The following is a 20,339-nucleotide window of genomic DNA, read 5'->3' as shown; positions in this document are numbered from 1 at the left end:
CAGAGTCACCCAAGTGATCACCAACGCCGAACCCTAACGGCAACCAGCCGAACCGATCACCACACACATAGAAGCGTCTTGCACTTTGTGCCTCGACAAGTAGCGCATATGCCGCATGTCGGGGGCCGAAAGTGCAAGATCGCCGGAGGTTACGCCAGGGTGGAGCGGACCAGGAATCTCACGCCTTCCGGCGCCTCAAGGGAGAAGCCGCTGCCCCGGCCGGGGACCACGTCGACCGTCAGCCTCGTGTGTTTCCACAACTCCCACTGGGACTTCGACATCCAGAACTCGACCGGCTCGTCGACGCCGTCCACCGTCAGCGACGCCAGCAGGACGTCCGACGAACCGGTACGGAACTCGCCGGCGGGGTAGCACATCGGGGCGCTGCCGTCGCAGCAGCCGCCGGACTGGTGGAACATCAGCGGCCCGTGCTGCCCCCGCAGCGACCGGATGAGGTCGGCCGCCGCGGGGGTGAGGGAGACGACGTGCATCAGAAGAAGCCCAGCTTCTTCGTGGAGTAGCTGACCAGCAGGTTCTTCGTCTGCTGGTAGTGCTCCAGCATCATCCGGTGGTTCTCCCGGCCGATGCCGGACTGCTTGTACCCGCCGAACGCGGCGTGCGCCGGGTAGGCGTGGTAGCAGTTCGTCCAGACCCGGCCGGCCTGGATGGCCCGCCCGGCCCGGTACGCGGTGTTCATGTCCCGCGTCCACACGCCCGCGCCGAGCCCGTACAGCGTGTCGTTGGCGATCTTCACGGCGTCGTCGAGGTCGGCGAAGGAGGTCACCGAGACGACGGGACCGAAGATCTCCTCCTGGAAGATCCGCATCGAGTTGTCGCCCTCGAAGATCGTCGGCTCGACGTAGTACCCGCCGGACAGCTCACCGCCCAGGTCGGCCCGCGACCCGCCGGTCAGCACCTTCGCACCCTCCTGCCGGCCGATGTCCAGGTAGGACAGGATCTTCTCCAGCTGGTCGTTGCTCGCCTGCGCACCGATCATCGTGTCGGTGTCCAGCGGATGCCCCTGCGTGACGGCCCGGGTACGGTCGACGGCCGCCGCCAGGAAGTCCGCGTAGTGGCCCTGCTGGATGAGCGCCCGGGACGGGCAGGTGCAGACCTCGCCCTGGTTGAGGGCGAACATGGTGAAACCTTCGAGTGCCTTGTCGAAGAAGTCGTCGCGGGACGCGCTGACGTCGTCGAAGAAGAGGTTCGGGCTCTTGCCGCCCAGCTCCAGCGTGACGGGTTTGATGTTCTCGCTGGCGTACTGCATGATCAGCCGCCCGGTGGTGGTCTCGCCGGTGAACGCGACCTTCGCCACCCGGGGCGAGGACGCCAGCGGCTTGCCCGCCTCGACGCCGAAGCCGTTGACGATGTTGAGCACGCCCGGCGGCAGCAGGTCCGCCACCAGGGACAGCCAGTAGTGGATCGACGCGGGGGTCTGCTCGGCCGGCTTGAGCACCACCGTGTTGCCGGCGGCCAGCGCCGGGGCGAGTTTCCACGTCGCCATGAGGATCGGGAAGTTCCACGGGATGATCTGGGCGACCACACCGAGCGGCTCGTGGAAGTGGTAGGCGACGGTGTCGTCGTCCAACTCGCCGAGGGAGCCCTCCTGCGCGCGGATCGCACCGGCGAAGTAGCGGAAGTGGTCGATGGCCAGGGGGATGTCGGCGGCGAGCGTCTCGCGTACCGGCTTGCCGTTCTCCCAGGTCTCGGCGATCGCCAGGGCTTCCAGGTTCTCCTGCATCCGGTCGGCGATCCGGTGGAGGATCAGCGCCCGCTCGGCGACCGAAGTGCGGCCCCACGCGTCGGCGGCACCATGGGCCGCGTCGAGGGCCTTCTCCACGTCCTCGGCGGTGCCGCGGGCGACCTCGCAGAAGGTCTGCCCGGTCACTGGGCTGGGGTTCTCGAAGTACCGGCCATGGTGCGGCTTGGAGTACTCGCCGCCGATGAAGTGGTCGTAGCGGGACTGCCAGTGGGTGGGCGCGTCGTAGCGCGTCATCGGGACCTCCGCCGTGCGATGGGGTGGTTGGCGGAGGACGCTAGTGTCACCGACGTTGCAGGAACGTTGCGCGCTCCACCGCGTACTCCCGGGAGAGCTGGCGGACGCGCGCGACCGCGAGTGGCCGGCGCGGCGCCGCCGCCGGCAGCGCCCGCGCCAGGGCCTCCCACGCGGTCAGGTCGTCGGCCCCGGCGGGCGTCGCGGTCCAGGCCGCGAGCAGCGCCGGGTCCGCCGCCGCGAGCACGGCGGCGCGCACCTGCCCGTCGATCAGCCGGCGCAGTCGCGTGACTCCCGGCGCGTCCGAGCCCGGCAGGAGCGATCCGGCGTACCCGTCGAGCGCGCCCGCCAGGTCGCCCGCGTCGAGCCGGTCGGCGACGGTACGGAAGTCGGCGCGCACGGTGCCGCGCAGCCGGTACGGGCGGGAGTCGAGCAGTTCCGGCCCGAGCACCCGGCGCAGGCGGGACAGCTCGGCGCGCAGCGTGACCGGGTGCAGCCGGTCGTCGCCGTAGAGGTCGAGGCCGAGTTGCTCGCCGGTGCGCCCCTCGGGATGGTCGAGCAGCAGCACGAGCAGCTCGCTGTGCCGGCGGCCGAGCCGGATCCGACGGCCGTCCACGTGCAGCTCCGCCTCGTCCCGGCCCAGGGCGGTGATCGTCGCGACGCCCGGTTCGACCGGTCGGTCCGCGGCGAGCTGCGCCTCGGCGGCCCGTGCCGTGGCCCGGACCAGCGCCAGGCTCTGGGGGTTGGCCAGGTGGTCGCCGCCGGTGATGTCGACCGCGCCGAGCAGCCGACCACTGAGCGGGTCGTGGATCGGGGCGGCGGCGCACGTCCACCGCTGCACCGGCCGGCTGAAGTGCTCGGTGGCGAAGATCTGCACGCTGTGGTCGACGGCCAGGGCCGTGCCGGGGGCGTTCGTGCCGGCGTGCGCCTCGTCCCACCGGGCCCCGGGCACGAAGTTCATCCGCTCGGCGTGCCGCAGCACCCCCGGATGCCCCTCCACCCAGAGCAGCCGCCCGTACGCGTCGCAGACCGCCATCAGGTGCGCCCCGTCCTGGGCGATCCCGCCGAGCAGGTCCCGGAAGAGCGGCAGCACCCGGGCCAGCGGGTGGGCGGCGCGGTAGCTCGCCAACGCGTCGTCGGTCAGGTCGACCGGCGGCGTGCCCTCGGGGTCCAGCAGCACCGACCGCTCCCACGACCGGCGTACCACCTCGCGGACCCGCTGCGGCGCGGTCCCGGCGGCGAGGAACGCCTCGTGGGCGGCGCCGACCTGCGCGATCCGCTCCACCGGATCGACGCCGAACTCCAGGGCGAGCCACGGGTCAGCCATCGGCGACCTCCTCGGCCCCATCGTGACGCAGCCCACCCCCGATCGCCAATACCGGTTGCCGGGCCGTCCGCGGTGCCCGCATCCTGTGCGTCGCGTACAGGGCGCGACGGGACACGGAGAGGGCGGTCGTGATGGTCGGGACGCGGGAACGGATGATGGTGCAGCTCCAGCTCGTCAGCGACGATCGCCACCTGGTCGCCTGGGTGGCCGACGACCGTCGGGTACGGGTCGGGGTCAAGGTGTCGCTGCGCGACCATGCCGAGCCGGGCCGGTTCTGGCGGGTGGTCGCCAAGGGCGAGCCGCGGCCGGCCGGCGAGATCAGACGCGGCTGGCACAACGACATCTGACGGTCGGGGGCCGGGACATCGAGCCCGGCCCCTCGGGCGTGATACGAAACATTCCTTCCGGAACCGCTGAACCGTTCGGTGCTCCCTGCCCGTACCCGCTGACATCAGAGCGTCGGACGACGGGAGATGCGGTGAAGGTGCAGCGGAAGCACGTACTGGCGGTCGGTGTGGCGGCGGTCGCCGCGGCGGCGGTGGCGGTGGGTACCGGACTGGGTTTCGCGGACACCGCCCCCGCACGGGCCTCGGCCTGCGCCGGTTCGGTGACCTTCTCCGCCGAGGGGGGTGCGCCGGCGGCGACCAGCAACCGGTTCCCGGTCGGGACGCGACTGCGGGTGACCAACTTGGACAACGGAAAGGCGGCCACGGTGACGGTGACCGGCCCGTCGGGCAGTTGTGTGCTGCTCAACACGGCCGCCATGGACCTGGTCCGGGAGCCCGGCAAGAACGTCGTCCGGCGCAACGTGGTCGAGGTGCTGGACGGCGGCGGCACCGCACCTCCGGCTCCCGACTCGACACGGCCCGGCGCTGCGTCCCCCGGCGCCTCCCGTCCGGCGCCCCGGTCGGCCTGCACGGGTGCGATCACCTTCTCCGCCGAGGCCGGCACGCCGGCCGCGACCAGCGGTCAGTTCCCGGTGGGTACGCGCCTGCGAGTGACGAACCTGGACAACGGCAAGACGGTCACCGTGACGGTGACCGGGCCGTCGGGCAGTTGCGTGCTGCTCAACGCGGCGGCGATGGACGCGATCCGTGAACCGGGCAAGAACCTGGTCCGCCGCAACACGGTCGAGGTGCTGCGCTAGGCGGGCGAAGATCGCGCTCGATCGGGGAAGTAGTGGCCTCCGCCGCAATGGGAGGCCACTACTTCCGTGTTTCCGCACGATCTCGTCGGGTGCGCGCCTCAGCCGAAGGCGGCGTCGAGGATGTCCAGGCCGCGGGACAGCTCGTCGTCGGAGATGACCAGCGGGGGCAGGAACCGCAGGACGTTGCCGTAGGTGCCGCAGGTCAGCGTGAGCAGGCCGGCGGCATGACAGGCCGCCGACACCGCCGCCGTGCGGACCGGGTCCGGCGTGCGGGTGCCGGGCTGGACCAGTTCCACGGCCAGCATCGCGCCCCGCCCGCGTACCTCGGCGACGACGCCGGTGCGCTCGGCGATCGCGCGCAGTCGGGGCACCATCGTCGCCTCGATCCGCCGGGCGGCGGCGACCAGGTCCAGCTCGTGCATGGTCTCGATGCTGGCGAGGGCCGCCGCGCAGGCGATCGGGTTGCCGCCGTACGTGCCGCCGAGGCCGCCGACGTGCACCGCGTCCATCAGCTCGGCACGCCCGGTCACCGCCGCGAGCGGCAGGCCACCCGCGATGCCCTTGGCCAGGGTGACCAGGTCCGGTTCGACGCCCTCGTGCTGGCAGGCGAACCAGTCCCCGGTCCGGCAGAACCCGGTCTGGATCTCGTCGGCCACGAAGACCACCCCGGCCGCCGTCGCCCACTCGCGCAGCGCCGGCAGGAACCCCGCCGCCGGTACGACGAAACCACCCTCGCCCTGGATCGGCTCGATCAGCAGCGCCGCCACGTTCTCCGCGCCGACCTGCTTCTCCACCATCTCGATCGCCCGGGCGGCCGCCTCCGGGCCGGACAGGCCGCCGTCGCGCAGCGGGTACGACATCGGCACCCGGTAGACCTCACCGGCGAACGGCCCGAACCGGTGCTTGTACGGCATGTTCTTCGCGGTCAGCGCCATCGTCAGGTTGGTCCGGCCGTGGTACGCGTGGTCGAACACCACCACCGCCGGTCGCCCGGTCGCGTGCCGGGCGATCTTCACGGCGTTCTCCACCGCCTCGGCGCCGGAGTTGAACAGCGCCGAGCGCTTCTCGAAGCTGCCCGGGGTCACCGTGTTGAGCTGCTCGCAGACCGCCACGTACGACTCGTACGGCGCGACCATGAAGCAGGTGTGGGTGAAACGCTCGAGTTGTGCCCGCACCGCCTCGACGACGCGTGGCGCGGAGTTGCCGACATTGGTCACCGCGATGCCGGCGGCGAAGTCGATCCACTCCCGGCCCTCGACGTCGGTGATGGTGCCGCCGAACGCACGGTCCACGTAGGACGGGATGACGCTGCCGACGCCACGCGCGACCGCCGCGCCCCGCCGCTTGTGCAGTTCCTCGGAGGATGACATGTGGGTCAGCCCTCGATGTTGTGCATGACGTGCTTGATCCGGGTGTAGTCCTCCAGGCTGTAGACCGACAGGTCCTTGCCGTGGCCGGAGTGCTTGAAGCCGCCGTGCGGCATCTCGGAGACGAACGGGATGTGCGTGTTCACCCAGACGCAGCCGAAGTCGAGGCGGCGGGTCATCCGCATCGCCCGGCCGTGGTCCTTCGTCCACACCGACGCGGACAGGCCGTAGTCGACGCCGTTCGCCCAGCGCACCGCCTCGTCCTCGTCCGAGAAGCGCTGCACGGTGATGACCGGGCCGAACACCTCGTCACGGATGATCTCGTCGTCCTGGCGGACGCCGGACACCACCGTCGGGGCGTAGAAGTAGCCGCGCTCGCCGAGGCGGGATCCGCCGGTCCGCAGGTCCGCGTGGTCCGGCAGGCGGTCCACGAAGCCGCTGACCCGGGCGAGCTGGTTGGCGTTGTTCAGCGGCCCGTACAGCACGTCGGCGTCGTCGGGGGCGCCGGTCTTCGTGTTGCGGGCCTGGTCGGCCAGGGCCGCCACGAAGTCGTCGTGGATGCCGGGACCGGCCAGCACCCGGGTCGCCGCGGTGCAGTCCTGGCCGGCGTTGAAGTAGCCGCCCATCGCGATCGCCTCGGCCGCCGCCTCGATGTCGGCGTCGTCGAAGATGACCACGGGGGCCTTGCCGCCCAGCTCCAGGTGCGTGCGCTTCAGGTCCGGCGCCGCCGCGGAGGCGACCTCCATGCCCGCGCGGGTCGAGCCCGTGATCGACACCATCTGCGGCGTCGGGTGGGAGACCAGCGTACGACCGGTGTCCCGGTCGCCGCAGACGACGTTGAAGACGCCCGGCGGGAGGAACTCCGACGCGATCTCGGCCAGCAGCAGGGTCGACACCGGCGTGGTGTCCGACGGCTTCAGCACCACCGTGTTGCCAGCGGCGAGAGCCGGGGCGATCTTCCAGACCGCCATCATCAGCGGATAGTTCCACGGGGTGACCTGGGCGCAGACACCGATCGGCTCGCGCCGCACGTAGGAGGTGTGCCCGGCCATGTACTCACCGGCCGAGCGGCCCTCCAGCAGGCGCGCGGCACCGGCGAAGAACCGGAACTGGTCCACCGACGGGGGCAACTCCTCGTCGGCGGTGAGCTGACGCGGCTTGCCGGTGTTGCGTACCTCGGCGTCGACCAGCTCCGCCGCGCGGGCCTCGACCGCGTCGGCGAGCTTGAGCAGCGCCTTCTGCCGCTCACCCGGCGTGGTGTCCCGCCAGCTCTCGAAGGCCGTGGCGGCGACCCGCATCGCCGCGTCCACGTCGGCGGGGCCGGAGACCGGCGCCTGCGCGAACACCTCACCGGTGCAGGGGTCGATCAGGTCGGCGTAGCCGCCGTCGGCCGGCTCGACGTACTCGCCGTTGACGAAGTTGCGCAGCTGCTGCTGGTCGCTCATGACGGGATCACTCCGAGGGGTTCCGGGGGTGCGGTCTGCGGCGGTTATCGCAATGTGTATGCCATCTTCGCTACTGAATTCGCGGCAGACAAGGGCTGTGGCGACTGTTTCCGTCGACTCGTCCGTCGTCTACGCTGCTCCACGTGGAGTCCGTACCGTTCTTCGTCGCCTCCCGTCCCGTCCACGGCGAGGAGGAGTTGACCGTCCACCACCCGTACGACGGGCGCGCTGTCGGTCGTACCACCCTCGCCACGGCCGACCAGGTCGAGGCGGCCGTCGCGGCAGCCGCCGGAGTGGCCGCGGAGGCCGCGGCCCTGCCGGCGCACGCCCGGGCGGCGGCCCTGGACCACGTCTCCCGGCGCCTCGCCGAGCGGGCCGACGAGGTCGCGGCGCTGATCACCGCCGAGAACGGCAAGCCGGTCAAGTGGGCGCGCGCCGAGGTCGGCCGGGCCGTCTCGACCTTCCGCTGGGCCGCCGAGGAGGCACGGCGCTTCTCCGGTGAGCTGCAACGCCTCGACACCGATCCGTCGGCCACCGGGCGCATCGCCCTGGTCCGACGGGTGCCGCGCGGTCCCGTCCTGGGGATCGCGCCGTTCAACTTCCCGCTCAACCTGGTCGCCCACAAGGTCGCCCCGGCCATCGCCGTCGGCGCACCCATCATCGTCAAGCCGGCCCCGGCCACCCCGCTGTCGGCGCTGCTGCTCGGTGAACTGCTCGCCGAGACCGACCTGCCGGCGGGCATGTTCTCGGTGCTGCCGCTGCCGAACGAGCGCGCCGCCGACCTCGTCGCCGACCCACGGCTGCCGGTGGTGTCGTTCACCGGCTCCGGCCCGGTCGGCGCGGCCATCCGCCGCTCGGTCCCGGACAAGCACGTGACGTTGGAGCTGGGCGGCAACGCGGCGGCGGTGATCTGCGAGGACTGGAACACCGACGAGGATCTCACCTTCGCCGCCCACCGCATCGCCACCTTCTCCAACTACCAGGCCGGGCAGTCCTGCATCGCGGTGCAGCGGGTCTACGTGCACGAGTGGCTCTACGACGCCTTCCTGCCCCGGCTGGTCGCCGCCGTCCAGGAACTGCGGACGGGCGATCCCACGTCCGAGCTGACCGACGTCGGGCCGCTGGTGTCCGAGGCCGCCGCCGAACGGGTCGAGGCCTGGGTAGACGAGGCGGTCACCGCCGGCGCGACCATCGAGGTGGGTGGCCGGCGCGAGGGTGCCACCTACCCGCCGACCGTCCTCACCGGAGTGCCCGCCGACGCCAAGGTCTGCGCCGAGGAGGTCTTCGGGCCCGTGCTGGTCGTCGCCCGCGTCGAGAACGACCGGGCCGCGTTCGCGGCGGTCAACGACTCGGCGTACGGGTTGCAGGCGGGCGTCTTCACGCACCGGACGGACGTGGCGTTCGCGGCGCACCGGGCGCTGGAGGTGGGCGGCGTGATCGTCGGCGACGTCCCGTCGTACCGGGCCGACCAGATGCCGTACGGCGGGTTCAAGGGCAGCGGCGTCGGGCGGGAGGGCCTGCGCAGCGCCATGGAGGACTACACCGACGTCCGGGTGCTCGTCCTCACCGGCGTCGAGTTGTAGCGCGAGTAAGGAAGGGCACCTTCTTAACGCCTGGTGTATAGGAAGGGCCCCTTGTTAACGGGGGGCGTCGGCATGCGGCGCGTCACCAGGTCCCGTCGTCGCGGACCCGGGCCGGGGCGCGGCCGAGCAGGAGCGTGGTGAGGGCCGCGTCGACGTCCGCACCGAGGAACCACTCACCGGCCTGGTCCAGCGCGAAGATCCGACCCCGCTCGTCCACGGCGATGATGCTGTCCTGCCGCTCGGTGCCGATGGGGAAGAGCCGTACGCCGAGCACCGCACCGAAGTCGGCCAGGGTGTCGGCGGTGTGCGCGACGGTGTGCGGGCGGATGTCGAAGCGGGAAATCCATACCTCCTCACCTGGGCCGAGACGCCCGCCCACCAGGCTCGGAAAGGCCGTGAGAGTCGTCATGACGGCGGGGAAGACGGAGTGCTCATGGGTTTGGCCCGGCACTGCCGTGACGTCCCGTACTCCGGCGGTGGCCAGGACCTCGTCCCCGAAGTGCGGCTGCCATCCGGCGGCCACGAGCGAGTTGGCGACGTCCGGCGGGAAACGGCCCGGGTCCGGGTCCGGCTGGGACTCTGGAAACCACGGCTCGGTGTAGGCGCGATCGGACCACGGCAGGACGTTGAACTGCACGAGGACGTTGGTGCACGAATCGCAGGGCTGGTCGGTCGGGCCGCCGTGCGGGTCGCCTGGTTCGCGGACCCGGAAGATCTCGAAGCGAGCGGTCCTGAACAGGGCCGTCGCGTCGGCCATGCCCATCGGTTCGATGCCCTCGGCGGCCCGTCGGTGGTCGTACTCGTGCAGGACGTCCGAGACGACGATCAGCTCGGCGTGGCGGTCCCCGCCGCGGACGAGGTGGCCCGGTGGCAGATCGTCGAGGTACCGGCGGACCAGCGGGTGGTGGTTGAGCTCGATGTCGCCCTTCGCGCCCTGGGCGCGGTACAACCGGCCGTCCACGCTGAGGTGGGCGGCCGTGGTCGGGGTGGGGAGCCGGCGGATCTCGCGGAGCAGTTGGCCGGCGGGGTCGACCGTACGCGGCGCGGGCGGACCCTCCGGGCGGCTCCGGCGGTACATGCGTTCGACCTGCTGGATCGACACCCGGGGCCAGGTGCTCACCTCGCCGGTCTGCTTGTCGACCACTGTGGTCGGTAGGTCGCCGGGGACCGTCCGGACGTCGGGCGACACGGACGACGTGATGACGAAGCCCAGGTCGAACTCGTCGACCGACGGGCGGCACTCGTAACCCAGGCGCTGTGAATCCCGGCGGGCCCACACGGCGGCGAGCTGCTCGGCCTGCTGGCGGTCGATCACGAGCCTGAAACTACCGGACCCCCATGGGATTGTGGCGCCCGGTATGGTTCGCCCTACCGACCGTGACCGGGGAGGGTGACGTTGGCTGAGAACGTGGACCGGGACGCCAACCGTGCGCTGCGGGCACGGTTCGACGACGTGTACGGGCAGTACCAGCGGCTACGGTCCGGACTGGACGAGCTGCAGACGCGGTTGACCGAGCTGCGGGTGACCGAGCGTTCGTCCGACGGTCGGGTGACGGCCGTCGTCGGGGCCCGGGGCGAGGTGATCCAGGTCGAGGTGAGCCCCGCCGTCTACCAGGAGCGGGACGCCAAGGGGCTCAGTCGCGCGATCACCGAGACGGTGCAGCGGGCCGGCGCCACGGCGGCGGAGGAGACCCGGCAACTGGTGGCCACCTACCTGCCGGGCGGGTCCGGGCCGGTGGAGTTCCTGCGGACCGGCGACTTCGGTTCCCTGCTCGGTCGGGCCGACGCGGCGCTGCGGCGGGAGGAGTGATGGACGGTCTCCTGTGGCTCGATCCCGAGCGCGCCCGGCGCGCTGGTGCCGATCTCTCGGTGGCGGGTGAGGCGTTCGTGGCGGCCCGGCGGCGGGAGGGCGGCGACATCGCGGCGGCCAGTGCCCAGCGGCCCTGGGGGAAGGACGACATCGGCGCGACCTTCGAGCAGCGGTACCGCGGCTTCGAGGAGGTAGTGCTACGGGCCTGGGAGGGCGTGGGACAGCACCTGGCCGGTCTCGGTGCGGACGTCGTCCGCTCGGTCGAGGCCAACGTGCAGACCGACGCTGCCAGCGCCGGCCGCCTCGGCCAGGTGGCCGACCGGCGTTCCGAGCCCTGATCGCCGGAGGAGTCCGGGATGACCGTGCTGCCCAGCCCGATTCCGCACCCGCTCGACTTCTCGCCCTGGGAGCTGCCCGGCTGGATCTACGAAGCCCTCGACTGGGTGGTCGGGGTCGAGTGGCCGGACGGCAACGAGCGCGCGGTGTGGGACCTGGCGGACCAGTGGTACGGGGTGGCCGCCGCGTTGGCCGGCCCGCAGACCGACGCGATCACCGCCGCGACCGAGGTCGGGAACGGTTACGGCGGGGTCGGCGCGGTCGCCACGGCCTTCGACCAGGCCTGGCGGCGGGTCGCCGAGGGCGACGACGCGCCGCTGCCGGTGCTGCTCGCGATCAGCACCGATCTCGGTCGCCTGGTCGAGGAGTGCGGCTGCGACATCGAGGGCGCGAAGCTCGAGGTCTGGATCGAGCTGGGCATCCTGGTGGTCGAGCTGCTCGGGCTCGCCGTGGCGACGGTGCTCACGGCCGGTGCCGCCTCGCCGGCCGCCGCCGCGGCGATCGCCGCCACCCGGGCCATCGTGCAGCAGATCTTCAAGCGACTCATGGCACAGCTCGCGCGGAAGGCTCTCAGGCAGGGGCTCAAGGAGGCCGGGGAGCGGGCCGCCAAGGAGGTCACGAAGGGCGGGATGCGCGGGCTGGCCCGGCGCGCCGGGGTCAGCGGGCTCTACGAGGCGGGCGAGGAGGCGGGGGTCAGCCTCGCGACGCAGGCGTACCAGAACTCGACCGGCCGCCGGCACGGCCTGGACCTCGCGGAACTCGGCACCTCGGCCGTCGGTGGCCTGGCCGGCGGTGCCGTCGCACCGCTCGCTGGTCTGGGACGGCACGCTACCGGCCGGGGTGCGCGGATCGGCGAGCACGTCGGCCGGGAGATGACCGGCGAGGTGCTCGCCGAGCAGGCCGCGAGCCTGGCCACCGGCCAGGGGCCGACCTCGTTGGAGGACGCCGCGCGCGCCGCCGCCTCCGGCGTCCGGGGTTCCGCCACGACACAGGCCGACGCGGCATTGCAGGCCCGGCTCGACGGCCGGATGAGTGCCCTGGCCGGTCTGCCCACGACACCGGCGGACCTCCGCGTCGCCCCGCCTCCCGACCTGTCGGCGCAGGTCGGCGGAGCGGCCGGGGCCGGGCCAACCGCGCTGGACGGCGGCACCCCCTCGACCATGCCGCCCGGGTCCGACGTCGCTCCCGCACCCCGCCTGCCCGAGGCCCCGCCGGTAGCGGACGGGGGCACGGTCACGGCCCAGGCCGGGAGCGCCGGCACGAACAACTCCCCGGCGGCCGATCCGGTCGGTGCCGGCGTGCGCGGGGAAACCGCCGTCCGCCCGGACGCGACCGCCCTGGTCGGGCACCAGGCGGGCCCACCTGTGCCGCCCGAGTCGCACACCACCGTCCCGACGTCCGCCGGTGCGCCGTCGATCACGTCGCCGCACGGTCTCGCCGGCGATCCGACCGTCACCTCGCCGTACCGCCTGTCGGACACCCCGACCCTGACCTCCTCCGCACCGGTGGCGCCGCCGCCGAACGGCCCGGTCACCTCGCCCGCTCCGCCGCCGGTCGACGGACCGTCGAGCGCCGCCGCCCCCACCGTGACGACGGGTGGACCACCGACGAGCGGCTCCACCCCGTACCCGGTCACCGCGGAGGCCGGGCCGACGATGTCCCCGGCGACGGCCGGACCGACCGTGACGGCGGTGCCCTCGCCGCCGGTGCCGACGACCTCCGCGACCACGCCGACCGACGGCGTCGGCAGCACCGCGCCGCGCCACCCGACCGAGACGGCCCCGCCGCGGACGGGCCCGGCAGCACCCGCGCCTCCGCCGGCGGACGCCCTGGGCGGAAGCAGCGGGGTCGGGATCGCACCGGCGTCGGGACGCGGCGGGCCCGACGCCCTCCGGCCGCGCACCCCCGAGTGGTACGCCGCGCAGTGGGCCGCCGATCGGGACGCCTTCGAGCGGCGTCGCTACCGGGGCTACTACGAGTCCCAACGGGAGCGGCATGAGGAGAAGCGCCGGTTCCGGGAGGTCGCCCGGCTGAGGGCCCTGGCTGACGAGAACTACCGGCGAGCGCACGAGTTCGCGGCACAGGCGTTGCGTCTGCGCCGGGCGGGACTGACCAGAGCCTCGCATGCCTGGCAGGAGGCCGCCGACGAGGCGACCCAGCAGTACGGCAAGCACTTCGACGAAGCAGAGGCGGTGCTCAGCGGCACTGTGACCCCGGTCGTCGTCGAGGTCGGAAAGGAGGACTTCCGATCGATCAATGACGACGTCGGTGACCTCACGCTCGGGGCGGTCGACACGGGAAACCGCTCCGCTCTGACCGGTGACGACGATCCACCGCCGATCGACCACACCCGCCGATACGGGGTCCGGGGCGGCCTGCGCCCGCCGTTGGCGCTGCACCAGACCGACGTGGAGCGGCAGATGCCGCGGCACCCGAACGGCAGCGTCGCACGTACCGCCGATCCACGCCGGGGCGGCTGGTTCCGGCTCATGAACGACGGGGGGCCGCAGGCCGATCCGACCCGGGGCATCAACTGTCTCGACTGCACGCTGTCGCTCTTCGACACGTGGGTACACGGCCGGCCTCGGGTGGCGGCCCCGCGGACCTTCGATGCGTACGAGAACGGCAACGTGACGCGCCCACTCGACGGGGAGGCGAACGGACCCGCGCGGATCGAGGACGTCACCGGCGGACGCTTCCAGCGCCTGTGCGCGCCCAGCGACGGGACGTCGCCGGTCCATCCGAAGCAGGCGCTGGACGCCGGCTACCGGAACCTGCACGACCAGTTGGTCATCGGCGGGCACGGGAGCTTCGCGTTCGTCATCAACCAGTGGGAGGGCGGCGGTTCGCACATCTGGGTCGCTCTGAACCAGAACGGCACGGTGCTCCACCTCGATCCGCAGTCGGGGGAGATCTCCGACAAGCCGTTGGGCGGGCATCGTGGTCACCAGCACAGCCGAAACGCGATCGACGCCGACGTCCTGATCCTGGGCCCCGACGCCAGGCCGATGCCACTGGCAGGGTTGCGGCGCGGGTTGTTCAGCCAACGGCCGGACCTGCCGGAGTACCCGCCAGCGCGGGAGCACCAGGGGTACGGCGAGCCGTACCTGAACCGGATGCACCTGTTGGCCGGCCCGGGCTCCGCCGAGCACCAAAGAGCGCCACATGTACCAGATGGTGGGCCGTCGCCGCTTCCTGAGAGCCTTCAGAGCGCGGGTGGATTGCCGCGCCCGCACGGGGAGAGCGGCCACCAGGCCAGGAATGTCTTGATGGCCAGAGCCAATCTCGACCAAGCATTGGCGACAGGGCTCAGCCCCATTCACTGGGCGGCGAGCCTGCAGCCCCCGGCGCTCCGGACGCTGGCGCCGCATCTAAGCGAAGCAGACGTCGGTGATCTTGTCCGGTTCTTTCGAGAGCCGAAGGTGCAACGGATGCTCGAAAGGTGCTGGCAGGAACGGTCGTCGGGTGAGCCGGGGTTAGCTTCGACATTGATCTGGGCGTCGGTGGACAGGCCAGAACTGGTTCGTATGGTGCTGGGGAACCCGGAACTCCTGGAGTCGTTGACGGCGAGGCCCGTGACCTTTCAGCAACTTGCGAAACAAGGGCACGCGATAGATGTCCTTGGTGATGTTCTTGACGAACTCGATCGCCGGGGCGTGGAGGTGGTGGCGCAGGAGAAAATTCCCAGGCCGCGTCCCGCGATCCTTGCCGACTGGCAGCGGGAGATCAGCGAGCGATTGGCCTTCTTCGGACGATCGCCCGTCCAAGCAGGCTTCGATGCATCCCGTCGTCATGATGACCACTACCGGTCAGAGTACGTCCGTACGCTTCGTATGGCCGCTGTCGAGGCTCAACAGCAGTTGAACGAAATTGCCTGCAGGCTGGCCGATGGGCGCGGGAAGCCGGGTTGGCGGGTCAAGCCAAAGGGCCGCGACCGTGTGGACGACAAGCTTGTCGAGTACGACAACGACGCTTCCAGGCTCAAGGATCTAGCGGCAGCGAAGGTTGAGTTCGCGGCGATCGAGGATGTCTACCGGGCTTTGGAGGAACTTGACGGGGAGCCCGACGTTGTCGTCGTGGGCATCAAGGACCGTTTTCTCAAGCCCCAGAGGAGTGGCTACCGGGACGTGCTCCTCAACCTGGAACTGGCCAACGGGCACATCGGTGAACTGCGCCTCCACCTGGTAGGTGTGGAGGAGGTAGGCAAGTGGGAGCACGCGCTGTATGAAGTTCGGCGGGACCTCGACGCGTTGGCCGAGGGCCAAGACCGTCCTCTCAGCCCTGGCGAGCGCGCTTTGCATAACGCTCTGACTCGTCGTGGGCGGGAGGCCTATCAGCAGGCGTTGGAAGATCGTGGAGTGGAGCAACGACATGAATGACCTGCCTGCCGACCTGGTTCTCCCCGCCTTCTACAGCTACTACGAGTCGCCGGTGAAGGTCATCGAGTCGGAGGGCGACCGTGCAGTCGCGTTCCGTCTCTCCAAGGACACGGGCGGCTGGGTTGCTGCCAACCACCTCGTCGACAAACTGCTTCTCGGCGGCGACGACGAGATCGAGGAGTTGACGGTGGACGAGTTCATACAGTTGACCGAGCATGATCGTGGTTACTACCTCCGCGGCGAGGCTCCTGTGTTCGCGCTGTATGAGACAGTCCGAGCGATCAGGGAGACACAGGCCCACGAGCGGCGCCGGCCCACACCGACGGAGGTGGCTTTGATTGCGGGAATCCAACGCAGAACCTTCGCAATGTTCGAGGAGATGCTCAAGTTGGATGGGGACCCCGCGGCTGACCCGGCCCTCGCTGACGCGGCCCATAGGGACATTCCGCGGTAGCTCTGCAAGGTGGCGAAGTGCAGTTGATCCGGTTGGGAAAGAAGTTCGTCGATCGTGTTGGCCTCGGTGGGTGCGCGGGAACTACGGGAACTAGCAGGGCCGTTCACGTACTGGTCGACACTGCTGGTGTCCTGCGGTTGGCGGCCCGGCGCACGTGAGCACGTGGCATGCGCTGGCTGCGGCGGTTCTCTCAGCCGGAGAGATCTCTCTTGTGCGGCGTTCGAACGGGTGGTTGAGCCCGGCTCGCCGCCGCCGCGCGGCTTACTCGACCGGCTGACCCACCGTGACGGGTTCGCGGTGCCCGACGCCTGCGCGCACCACCCGGGCATGCCACCAGACGACGAGCGGCAGCCCGACGAGTTCCAACACCAACGCGGTCCCGAACACCGGATTCGGCCAGCCCACGGCCATGACCGACATCAAACGGCCGAACCCGCCGACGACCGCGATCACGAGGATCGCCCGGGTGACGATCGCCCGCTGCTCCAGCCGGAACAGTGACCACCAGAGCCCGACGCCGGCCGCCAGCCAGTAGGCGACGACGAAGCGGTAGTTGTTGTCGACGCTGACCGGGGTCGACGCGCCGCCGGGTATGAAGGCCGGCCCGATGAGAAGCCCGGCCAACCCTGTCACCAGGGGCACCGCGCCGAGTGCCGCCAGCACGACCATGAGTGCTCTCCGCCCCGCCATCGCCTCACCGTCGTGTTCCCGGGCCACGCACAGACCGATCGTCGTCACTCTATGGCTGTGTGTCATCGGACACCAGGCCCGCGATAGTCAGCGAACGGACCGGCAGCCGACGAGCCACAACCATCGCGTGTCACAGCCGACGGACCCGGGATCCGAGCGCGCCGTACGATCGCCGCGTGACGGTGCCGGACGTGCGGGACGACGGTGTCGGGTCGACGCCCGCGCGCGGACCGCGGCTGGTCGTTCCCGGGACGGTCGCGGAGGCGCTCGCCGTGCAGGACCGGCTGCGACCGCTGGTCGACCTGGTCGGGCCGGGACCGGAGGCGCCGGCGACGGTCGCCGGCCTGGATGTCGCGTACGCCGAGGAGGGTGACCGGCTGGCGGCGGCCGTGACCGTCCTCGACGCCCGGACCCTCGCGGTGGTGGACTCGGCGGTCGCGGTGGGCCGGCCGGCGTTCGGGTACGTCCCGGGCCTGTTCGCCTTCCGGGAGTTGCCCGCGCTGCTCGACGCGCTGGAGCGCCTGCGGGTCCGGCCGGAGCTGCTGGTCTGCGACGGCCACGGCCTGGCCCATCCGCGCCGGTTCGGGCTGGCCTGTCACCTGGGCGTGGTCACCGGCCTGCCGGCCATCGGGGTGGGCAAGACGCCGTTGGTCGGCGAGTGGACGCCACCGGGGGAGCGGCGGGGCGCGTGGACACCGCTGTCGGACGGCGGCGAGGTCGTCGGTCGGGTGCTGCGGACCCGGGACGGGGTGAAGCCCGTCTTCGTCAGCGTCGGCCACCGCGTGAGCCTGGACACCGCGACCGCGCGGGTGCTGGCGCTGACGCCGCGCTTCCGGCTGCCCGAGACCACCCGTACCGCCGACCGGCTCTGCCGCGACGCGCTGGCCGCCGCCGCGCCACGGCGCTGAAGGTCGAACACGGCCGCGTCGCACGGGGGGCTGACCCGGCGCGCCGGCCCGTGCGTGGCGGACGCCCGGCCGGGGTAATCCAGGGCACATCCGGGGCATTCAATGACCGAGGCCTACCCGGCACCGGTAGTAGCCTGACCGGCGGATCCCCGGATGGGGGAGGAAACGGCGAGGTGATCATGGTACGTCGGCACGCGGCGCGACTTGCGGCGGTCTGCGCGTTGGTGGCTGGCTCCGTCACCCTCGGCGCGTCGCCGGCGCTCGCCGAGGACGACTCCGTCCGGATGCGCGCCGCCGGCAGCTACACCGCCGGTGGTTCCCCGGAGGGCGCCTCGCTGGAGGTCCGCAAGCGCAGCGACGGGTGCGTGCTGCTGCGTACCGCCCTGTCCCTGCGGCTCGACGGCCTCCGCGCCGACCAGGTCGCCGTGCAGGTCAACTACGGCGGCCGGTGGTTCCCGGTGCCACTGTCCGATGCCGGTGGCGGCGTCGCCACGGCGGCCACCGCGCCGCCGAACCCACGCCTGTGCAAGGACAAGAGCGTCACGGTGCGGTACCGGCTGGCCTTCGCGGCGTCCGTTTCCGGCGGCCGGTTGACCGTCGGCGGCGAGGCCACCGGCGCCCTCGGGCAGGTGCTCGCCCGGGGCAGCGACACCTCGCGGGTCGAGGGTGGGCGCGCGTCCGCCACACCGACGCCGTCGAAGAAGCCGTCCCCCACCCCGAGCGCGGTCGCCACCGTACCGGTGACCGACGAGGACACGCCGGTGGCCGCGCTCGCCGAGCCGGCCGGCGGCGCCACCCGGAACGTGGCCCAGGAGTCGTCCGGCGCGTCCCCGATCCTGTTCTTCGGACTGGCCATGGTCGCCGTCGGGATCGTCCTCATCGTGCTCCTGGTGCGTCGCTTCCGGGAGGACCGGGCGCAGGTGACGGACAGCAGGTCCGCCGGCACCTACGGCTCCGGGCGAGGGCCGGCCACCGGCCCGGTCCAGCCCGGTGGTGTGTACGGGCAGCAGCCGCCCGCCCAGCCCGCCGTGTACGGCGGCGCCCGCCCCACCGGCGGCGTCTACGGTGCCCGCCCGACCGCCCCGGCCGCCCCGGCCGACGCCACGCAGGTCATGCCGCGCCCCGGTGCCGGCGCGCCGCCGCCCACCACCTACGGCGCCCCGCCGGCCGCGCCCACCTCCGCGCCGCCCGCCCCCGGCCACTACGGTGCGCCCGTGTCGGCGCCACCGGCGTCCGGCCGGCCGCCGGTGCCGGGGCAGTACGGCACCCCGGTCTCGTCCCCGCCGGCTGCCGACCAGCCGCCGGCGGAGCCGGGCGCGGGACCGTCCCAGCCGGGGCGGCCCGGCCCTCCGCCGGCCTCGGCCGGCGAGGGCGACCACACGGTGTTCATGCCCCGGCTGCCCGGCTGAGCCGGGGGCTGCGGTGACCCTCCGATACGCTCAGGGTCGTTGACGACCTGCGGCGCGAGGAGCGAGACCGGTGTCTGATCTGTCCCAGATCGTGAAGGCCTACGACGTCCGCGGGACGGTGCCGGACCAGTGGGACGAGCGGGTGGCCGAGGCGCTCGGGGTCGCGTTCACGCAGGTGCTGAACGACTCCGGCGAGCCGGGCGATGCGGTGCTGATCGCGCACGACATGCGTGCCAGCGGCCCCGGTCTCGCCGCCGCCTTCGCCGCCGGCGTCCGGGGCGAGGGTCGTACGGTCATCGAGCTGGGCCTGGCCTCGACCGACATGCTCTACTACGCCTCCGGGTCGCTCGGGCTGCCCGGCGCGATGTTCACCGCCAGCCACAACCCGGCGCAGTACAACGGCATCAAGATGTGCCGCTCCGGGGCGCGTCCGGTCGGGCAGGACAGCGGGCTGGCCGAGATCCGTGACCGGGCGCAGGCGCTGCTGGACTCGGGCGCCATCCGGGGGGCGGGGGAGCGCGCCGCCCCGGCCGAGCAGCGCGACCTGCGGGCCGACTACGCGGGTTACCTGCGCAAGCTGGTCGACCTCTCCGGCATCCGGCCGCTGAAGGTGGTGGTCGACGCCGGCAACGGCATGGGTGGCTGGACCGTGCCGACGGTGCTGGGTGACGCCGCCCTGCCGGCGCTGCCGCTGGAGATCGTGCCGCTCTACTTCGAGCTGGACGGCACCTTCCCCAACCACGAGGCCAACCCGCTGGACCCGAAGAACCTGGTCGACCTCCAGCGCGCGGTGGTGGAGCACGGCGCCGAGATCGGGCTCGCCTTCGACGGCGACGCCGACCGGTGCTTCGTGGTGGACGAGCGCGGCGAGCCGGTGTCGCCGTCGGCGATCACCGCGCTGGTGGCGGCCCGCGAGCTGGCGAAGCACCCCGGCTCCACGGTGATCCACGGCCTGATCACGTCCCGCGCGGTGCCGGAGATCATCCGCGAGCAGGGCGGCAACCCGGTGGTGGCCCGCGTCGGGCACTCCTTCATCAAGGCCGAGATGGCCCGGACCAACGCCATCTTCGGGGGCGAGCACTCCGCGCACTACTACTTCCGGGACTTCTGGTTCGCCGACACCGGCATGCTCGCCGCCATGCACACCCTGGCCGCGCTGGGCGAGCAGTCGCTGCCGCTGTCGGTGCTGGCCGGCGAGTACGAGCGGTACGTCGCCTCCGGCGAGATCAACTCCACGGTGGCCGACCAGGCCGCCAAGGTGGCCGAGGTGCGGGCGGCGTACCCGGACGCGGAGGTCGACGAGATGGACGGGCTCACGCTGCGCTTCCCGGACGGCGCGTGGTTCAACCTCCGTGCCTCCAACACCGAGCCGTTGCTGCGGCTGAACGTCGAGGCGCCGACCCGCGCGAGGATGATCTCCCTCCGCGACGAGGTGCTCGACAGCGTTCGCCGATAAGATCGCCTGCGCCCGGTCGGCACCGCCGACCGGTG

The 20,339-nt window shown here is 72.0% G+C and carries 17 protein-coding genes; 10 read left to right on the top strand and 7 right to left on the bottom strand.

All coding sequences use genetic code 11. From position 1 onward, the window contains the following. Positions 1–149 precede the first annotated feature (149 nt). The 3 genes from ACIBR0_RS25350 to ACIBR0_RS25340 are packed head-to-tail and all read right to left on the bottom strand — an operon-like array spanning position 150 to position 3,320. Positions 150–491 carry a DUF779 domain-containing protein gene (locus tag ACIBR0_RS25350; protein ID WP_396719688.1) on the bottom strand — a complete coding sequence of 114 codons (342 nt, stop codon included), beginning with the start codon at positions 489–491 and terminating at the stop codon, positions 150–152. After that, positions 491–1,996, bottom strand: a complete 1,506-nt coding sequence (adh, locus tag ACIBR0_RS25345; RefSeq protein WP_396719686.1) for an aldehyde dehydrogenase — start codon at positions 1,994–1,996, stop codon at positions 491–493. Before adh ends, ACIBR0_RS25350 begins: the two co-directional genes overlap by 1 nt. A gap of 46 nt (positions 1,997–2,042) precedes the next feature. Further along, positions 2,043–3,320, bottom strand: a complete 1,278-nt coding sequence (locus ACIBR0_RS25340) for a GAF domain-containing protein (protein ID WP_396719684.1) — start codon at positions 3,318–3,320, stop codon at positions 2,043–2,045. A gap of 131 nt (positions 3,321–3,451) precedes the next feature. Between ACIBR0_RS25340 and ACIBR0_RS25335 the strand changes: the two genes are divergently transcribed. Together ACIBR0_RS25335 and ACIBR0_RS25330 are read left to right on the top strand one after the other, a co-directional pair. Beyond that, complete coding sequence (locus tag ACIBR0_RS25335) at positions 3,452–3,667, top strand: hypothetical protein (RefSeq protein ID WP_396719682.1); 216 nt, start codon at positions 3,452–3,454, stop codon at positions 3,665–3,667. A gap of 131 nt (positions 3,668–3,798) precedes the next feature. After that, positions 3,799–4,467 carry a hypothetical protein gene (locus tag ACIBR0_RS25330; RefSeq protein WP_396719680.1) on the top strand — a complete coding sequence of 223 codons (669 nt, stop codon included), beginning with the start codon at positions 3,799–3,801 and terminating at the stop codon, positions 4,465–4,467. Positions 4,468–4,565: 98 nt separating this feature from the next. Here the strand turns inward: ACIBR0_RS25330 and gabT are convergent, their stop codons facing one another. Both gabT and ACIBR0_RS25320 read right to left on the bottom strand, forming a co-directional pair. Further along, positions 4,566–5,837 (bottom strand): 4-aminobutyrate--2-oxoglutarate transaminase, encoded by a 1,272-nt coding sequence (gabT, locus tag ACIBR0_RS25325; protein ID WP_396719678.1) that lies wholly within the window; start codon positions 5,835–5,837, stop codon positions 4,566–4,568. Positions 5,838–5,842: 5 nt separating this feature from the next. After that, positions 5,843–7,279 carry a gamma-aminobutyraldehyde dehydrogenase gene (locus ACIBR0_RS25320; protein WP_396719676.1) on the bottom strand — a complete coding sequence of 479 codons (1,437 nt, stop codon included), beginning with the start codon at positions 7,277–7,279 and terminating at the stop codon, positions 5,843–5,845. Between the two features lie 143 nt (positions 7,280–7,422). Here ACIBR0_RS25320 and ACIBR0_RS25315 point away from each other — a divergent pair, with 143 nt between their 5' ends. After that, on the top strand, positions 7,423–8,862 hold the full coding sequence (locus ACIBR0_RS25315; RefSeq protein ID WP_396719673.1) for an aldehyde dehydrogenase family protein: 1,440 nt from the start codon (positions 7,423–7,425) through the stop codon (positions 8,860–8,862). A gap of 82 nt (positions 8,863–8,944) precedes the next feature. Here the strand turns inward: ACIBR0_RS25315 and ACIBR0_RS25310 are convergent, their stop codons facing one another. After that, entirely contained in the window at positions 8,945–10,177 is a 1,233-nt protein-coding gene (locus tag ACIBR0_RS25310; protein ID WP_396719671.1) for an SUKH-3 domain-containing protein, read from the bottom strand. Positions 10,178–10,252: 75 nt separating this feature from the next. On the opposite strand from ACIBR0_RS25310, the gene ACIBR0_RS25305 reads away from it, so the two are divergent. The 4 genes from ACIBR0_RS25305 (at position 10,253) to ACIBR0_RS25290 (ending at position 15,841) form a co-directional block, all read left to right on the top strand. Beyond that, entirely contained in the window at positions 10,253–10,672 is a 420-nt protein-coding gene (locus tag ACIBR0_RS25305) for a YbaB/EbfC family nucleoid-associated protein (protein ID WP_396719669.1), read from the top strand. Beyond that, positions 10,672–11,010: a hypothetical protein gene (locus tag ACIBR0_RS25300; protein WP_396719666.1), complete on the top strand. Its 339-nt coding sequence runs from the start codon at positions 10,672–10,674 to the stop codon at positions 11,008–11,010. Before ACIBR0_RS25305 ends, ACIBR0_RS25300 begins: the two co-directional genes overlap by 1 nt. Positions 11,011–11,331: 321 nt before the next feature. Beyond that, positions 11,332–15,387, top strand: a complete 4,056-nt coding sequence (locus ACIBR0_RS25295; RefSeq protein ID WP_396719664.1) for a toxin glutamine deamidase domain-containing protein — start codon at positions 11,332–11,334, stop codon at positions 15,385–15,387. Then, a complete protein-coding gene (locus tag ACIBR0_RS25290; RefSeq protein WP_396719662.1) occupies positions 15,380–15,841 on the top strand; it encodes a hypothetical protein in 462 nt (153 codons plus the stop codon). The genes ACIBR0_RS25295 and ACIBR0_RS25290 overlap by 8 nt, the downstream gene beginning before the upstream one ends. A 261-nt stretch (positions 15,842–16,102) precedes the next feature. Here ACIBR0_RS25290 and ACIBR0_RS25285 read toward each other — a convergent pair whose 3' ends face one another. Beyond that, positions 16,103–16,579, bottom strand: coding sequence for a DUF4345 domain-containing protein (locus ACIBR0_RS25285; RefSeq protein ID WP_396719660.1), 477 nt, complete (start codon positions 16,577–16,579; stop codon positions 16,103–16,105). A 188-nt stretch (positions 16,580–16,767) separates the two neighbouring features. Here ACIBR0_RS25285 and nfi point away from each other — a divergent pair, with 188 nt between their 5' ends. From nfi to ACIBR0_RS25270, 3 genes are all read left to right on the top strand, one after another. After that, complete coding sequence (nfi, locus tag ACIBR0_RS25280; protein ID WP_396719696.1) at positions 16,768–17,439, top strand: deoxyribonuclease V; 672 nt, start codon at positions 16,768–16,770, stop codon at positions 17,437–17,439. A 179-nt stretch (positions 17,440–17,618) separates the two neighbouring features. After that, a complete protein-coding gene (locus ACIBR0_RS25275; protein WP_396719694.1) occupies positions 17,619–18,848 on the top strand; it encodes a hypothetical protein in 1,230 nt (409 codons plus the stop codon). Positions 18,849–18,918: 70 nt separating this feature from the next. Then, positions 18,919–20,304, top strand: a complete 1,386-nt coding sequence (locus ACIBR0_RS25270) for a phosphomannomutase/phosphoglucomutase (RefSeq protein WP_396719658.1) — start codon at positions 18,919–18,921, stop codon at positions 20,302–20,304. The last annotated feature ends 35 nt before the right edge of the window (positions 20,305–20,339 follow it).

The organism is Micromonospora sp. NPDC049497 (assembly GCF_044465805.1).
GTDB lineage: Bacteria > Actinomycetota > Actinomycetes > Mycobacteriales > Micromonosporaceae > Micromonospora.
Note: the sequence above shows the minus strand (reverse complement) of the source record. Positions and strands in the feature narration are given on the sequence as shown.

Coding starts and splice junctions, on each gene's coding strand:
- ACIBR0_RS25350 (WP_396719688.1), bottom strand. CDS start 491: ATGCACGTCGTCTCCCTCACCCCCGCGGCGGCCGACCTCATCCGGTCG.
- adh (WP_396719686.1), bottom strand. CDS start 1,996: ATGACGCGCTACGACGCGCCCACCCACTGGCAGTCCCGCTACGACCAC.
- ACIBR0_RS25340 (WP_396719684.1), bottom strand. CDS start 3,320: ATGGCTGACCCGTGGCTCGCCCTGGAGTTCGGCGTCGATCCGGTGGAG.
- ACIBR0_RS25335 (WP_396719682.1), top strand. CDS start 3,452: ATGGTCGGGACGCGGGAACGGATGATGGTGCAGCTCCAGCTCGTCAGC.
- gabT (WP_396719678.1), bottom strand. CDS start 5,837: ATGTCATCCTCCGAGGAACTGCACAAGCGGCGGGGCGCGGCGGTCGCG.
- ACIBR0_RS25320 (WP_396719676.1), bottom strand. CDS start 7,279: ATGAGCGACCAGCAGCAGCTGCGCAACTTCGTCAACGGCGAGTACGTC.
- ACIBR0_RS25300 (WP_396719666.1), top strand. CDS start 10,672: ATGGACGGTCTCCTGTGGCTCGATCCCGAGCGCGCCCGGCGCGCTGGT.
- ACIBR0_RS25290 (WP_396719662.1), top strand. CDS start 15,380: ATGAATGACCTGCCTGCCGACCTGGTTCTCCCCGCCTTCTACAGCTAC.
- ACIBR0_RS25275 (WP_396719694.1), top strand. CDS start 17,619: ATGGTACGTCGGCACGCGGCGCGACTTGCGGCGGTCTGCGCGTTGGTG.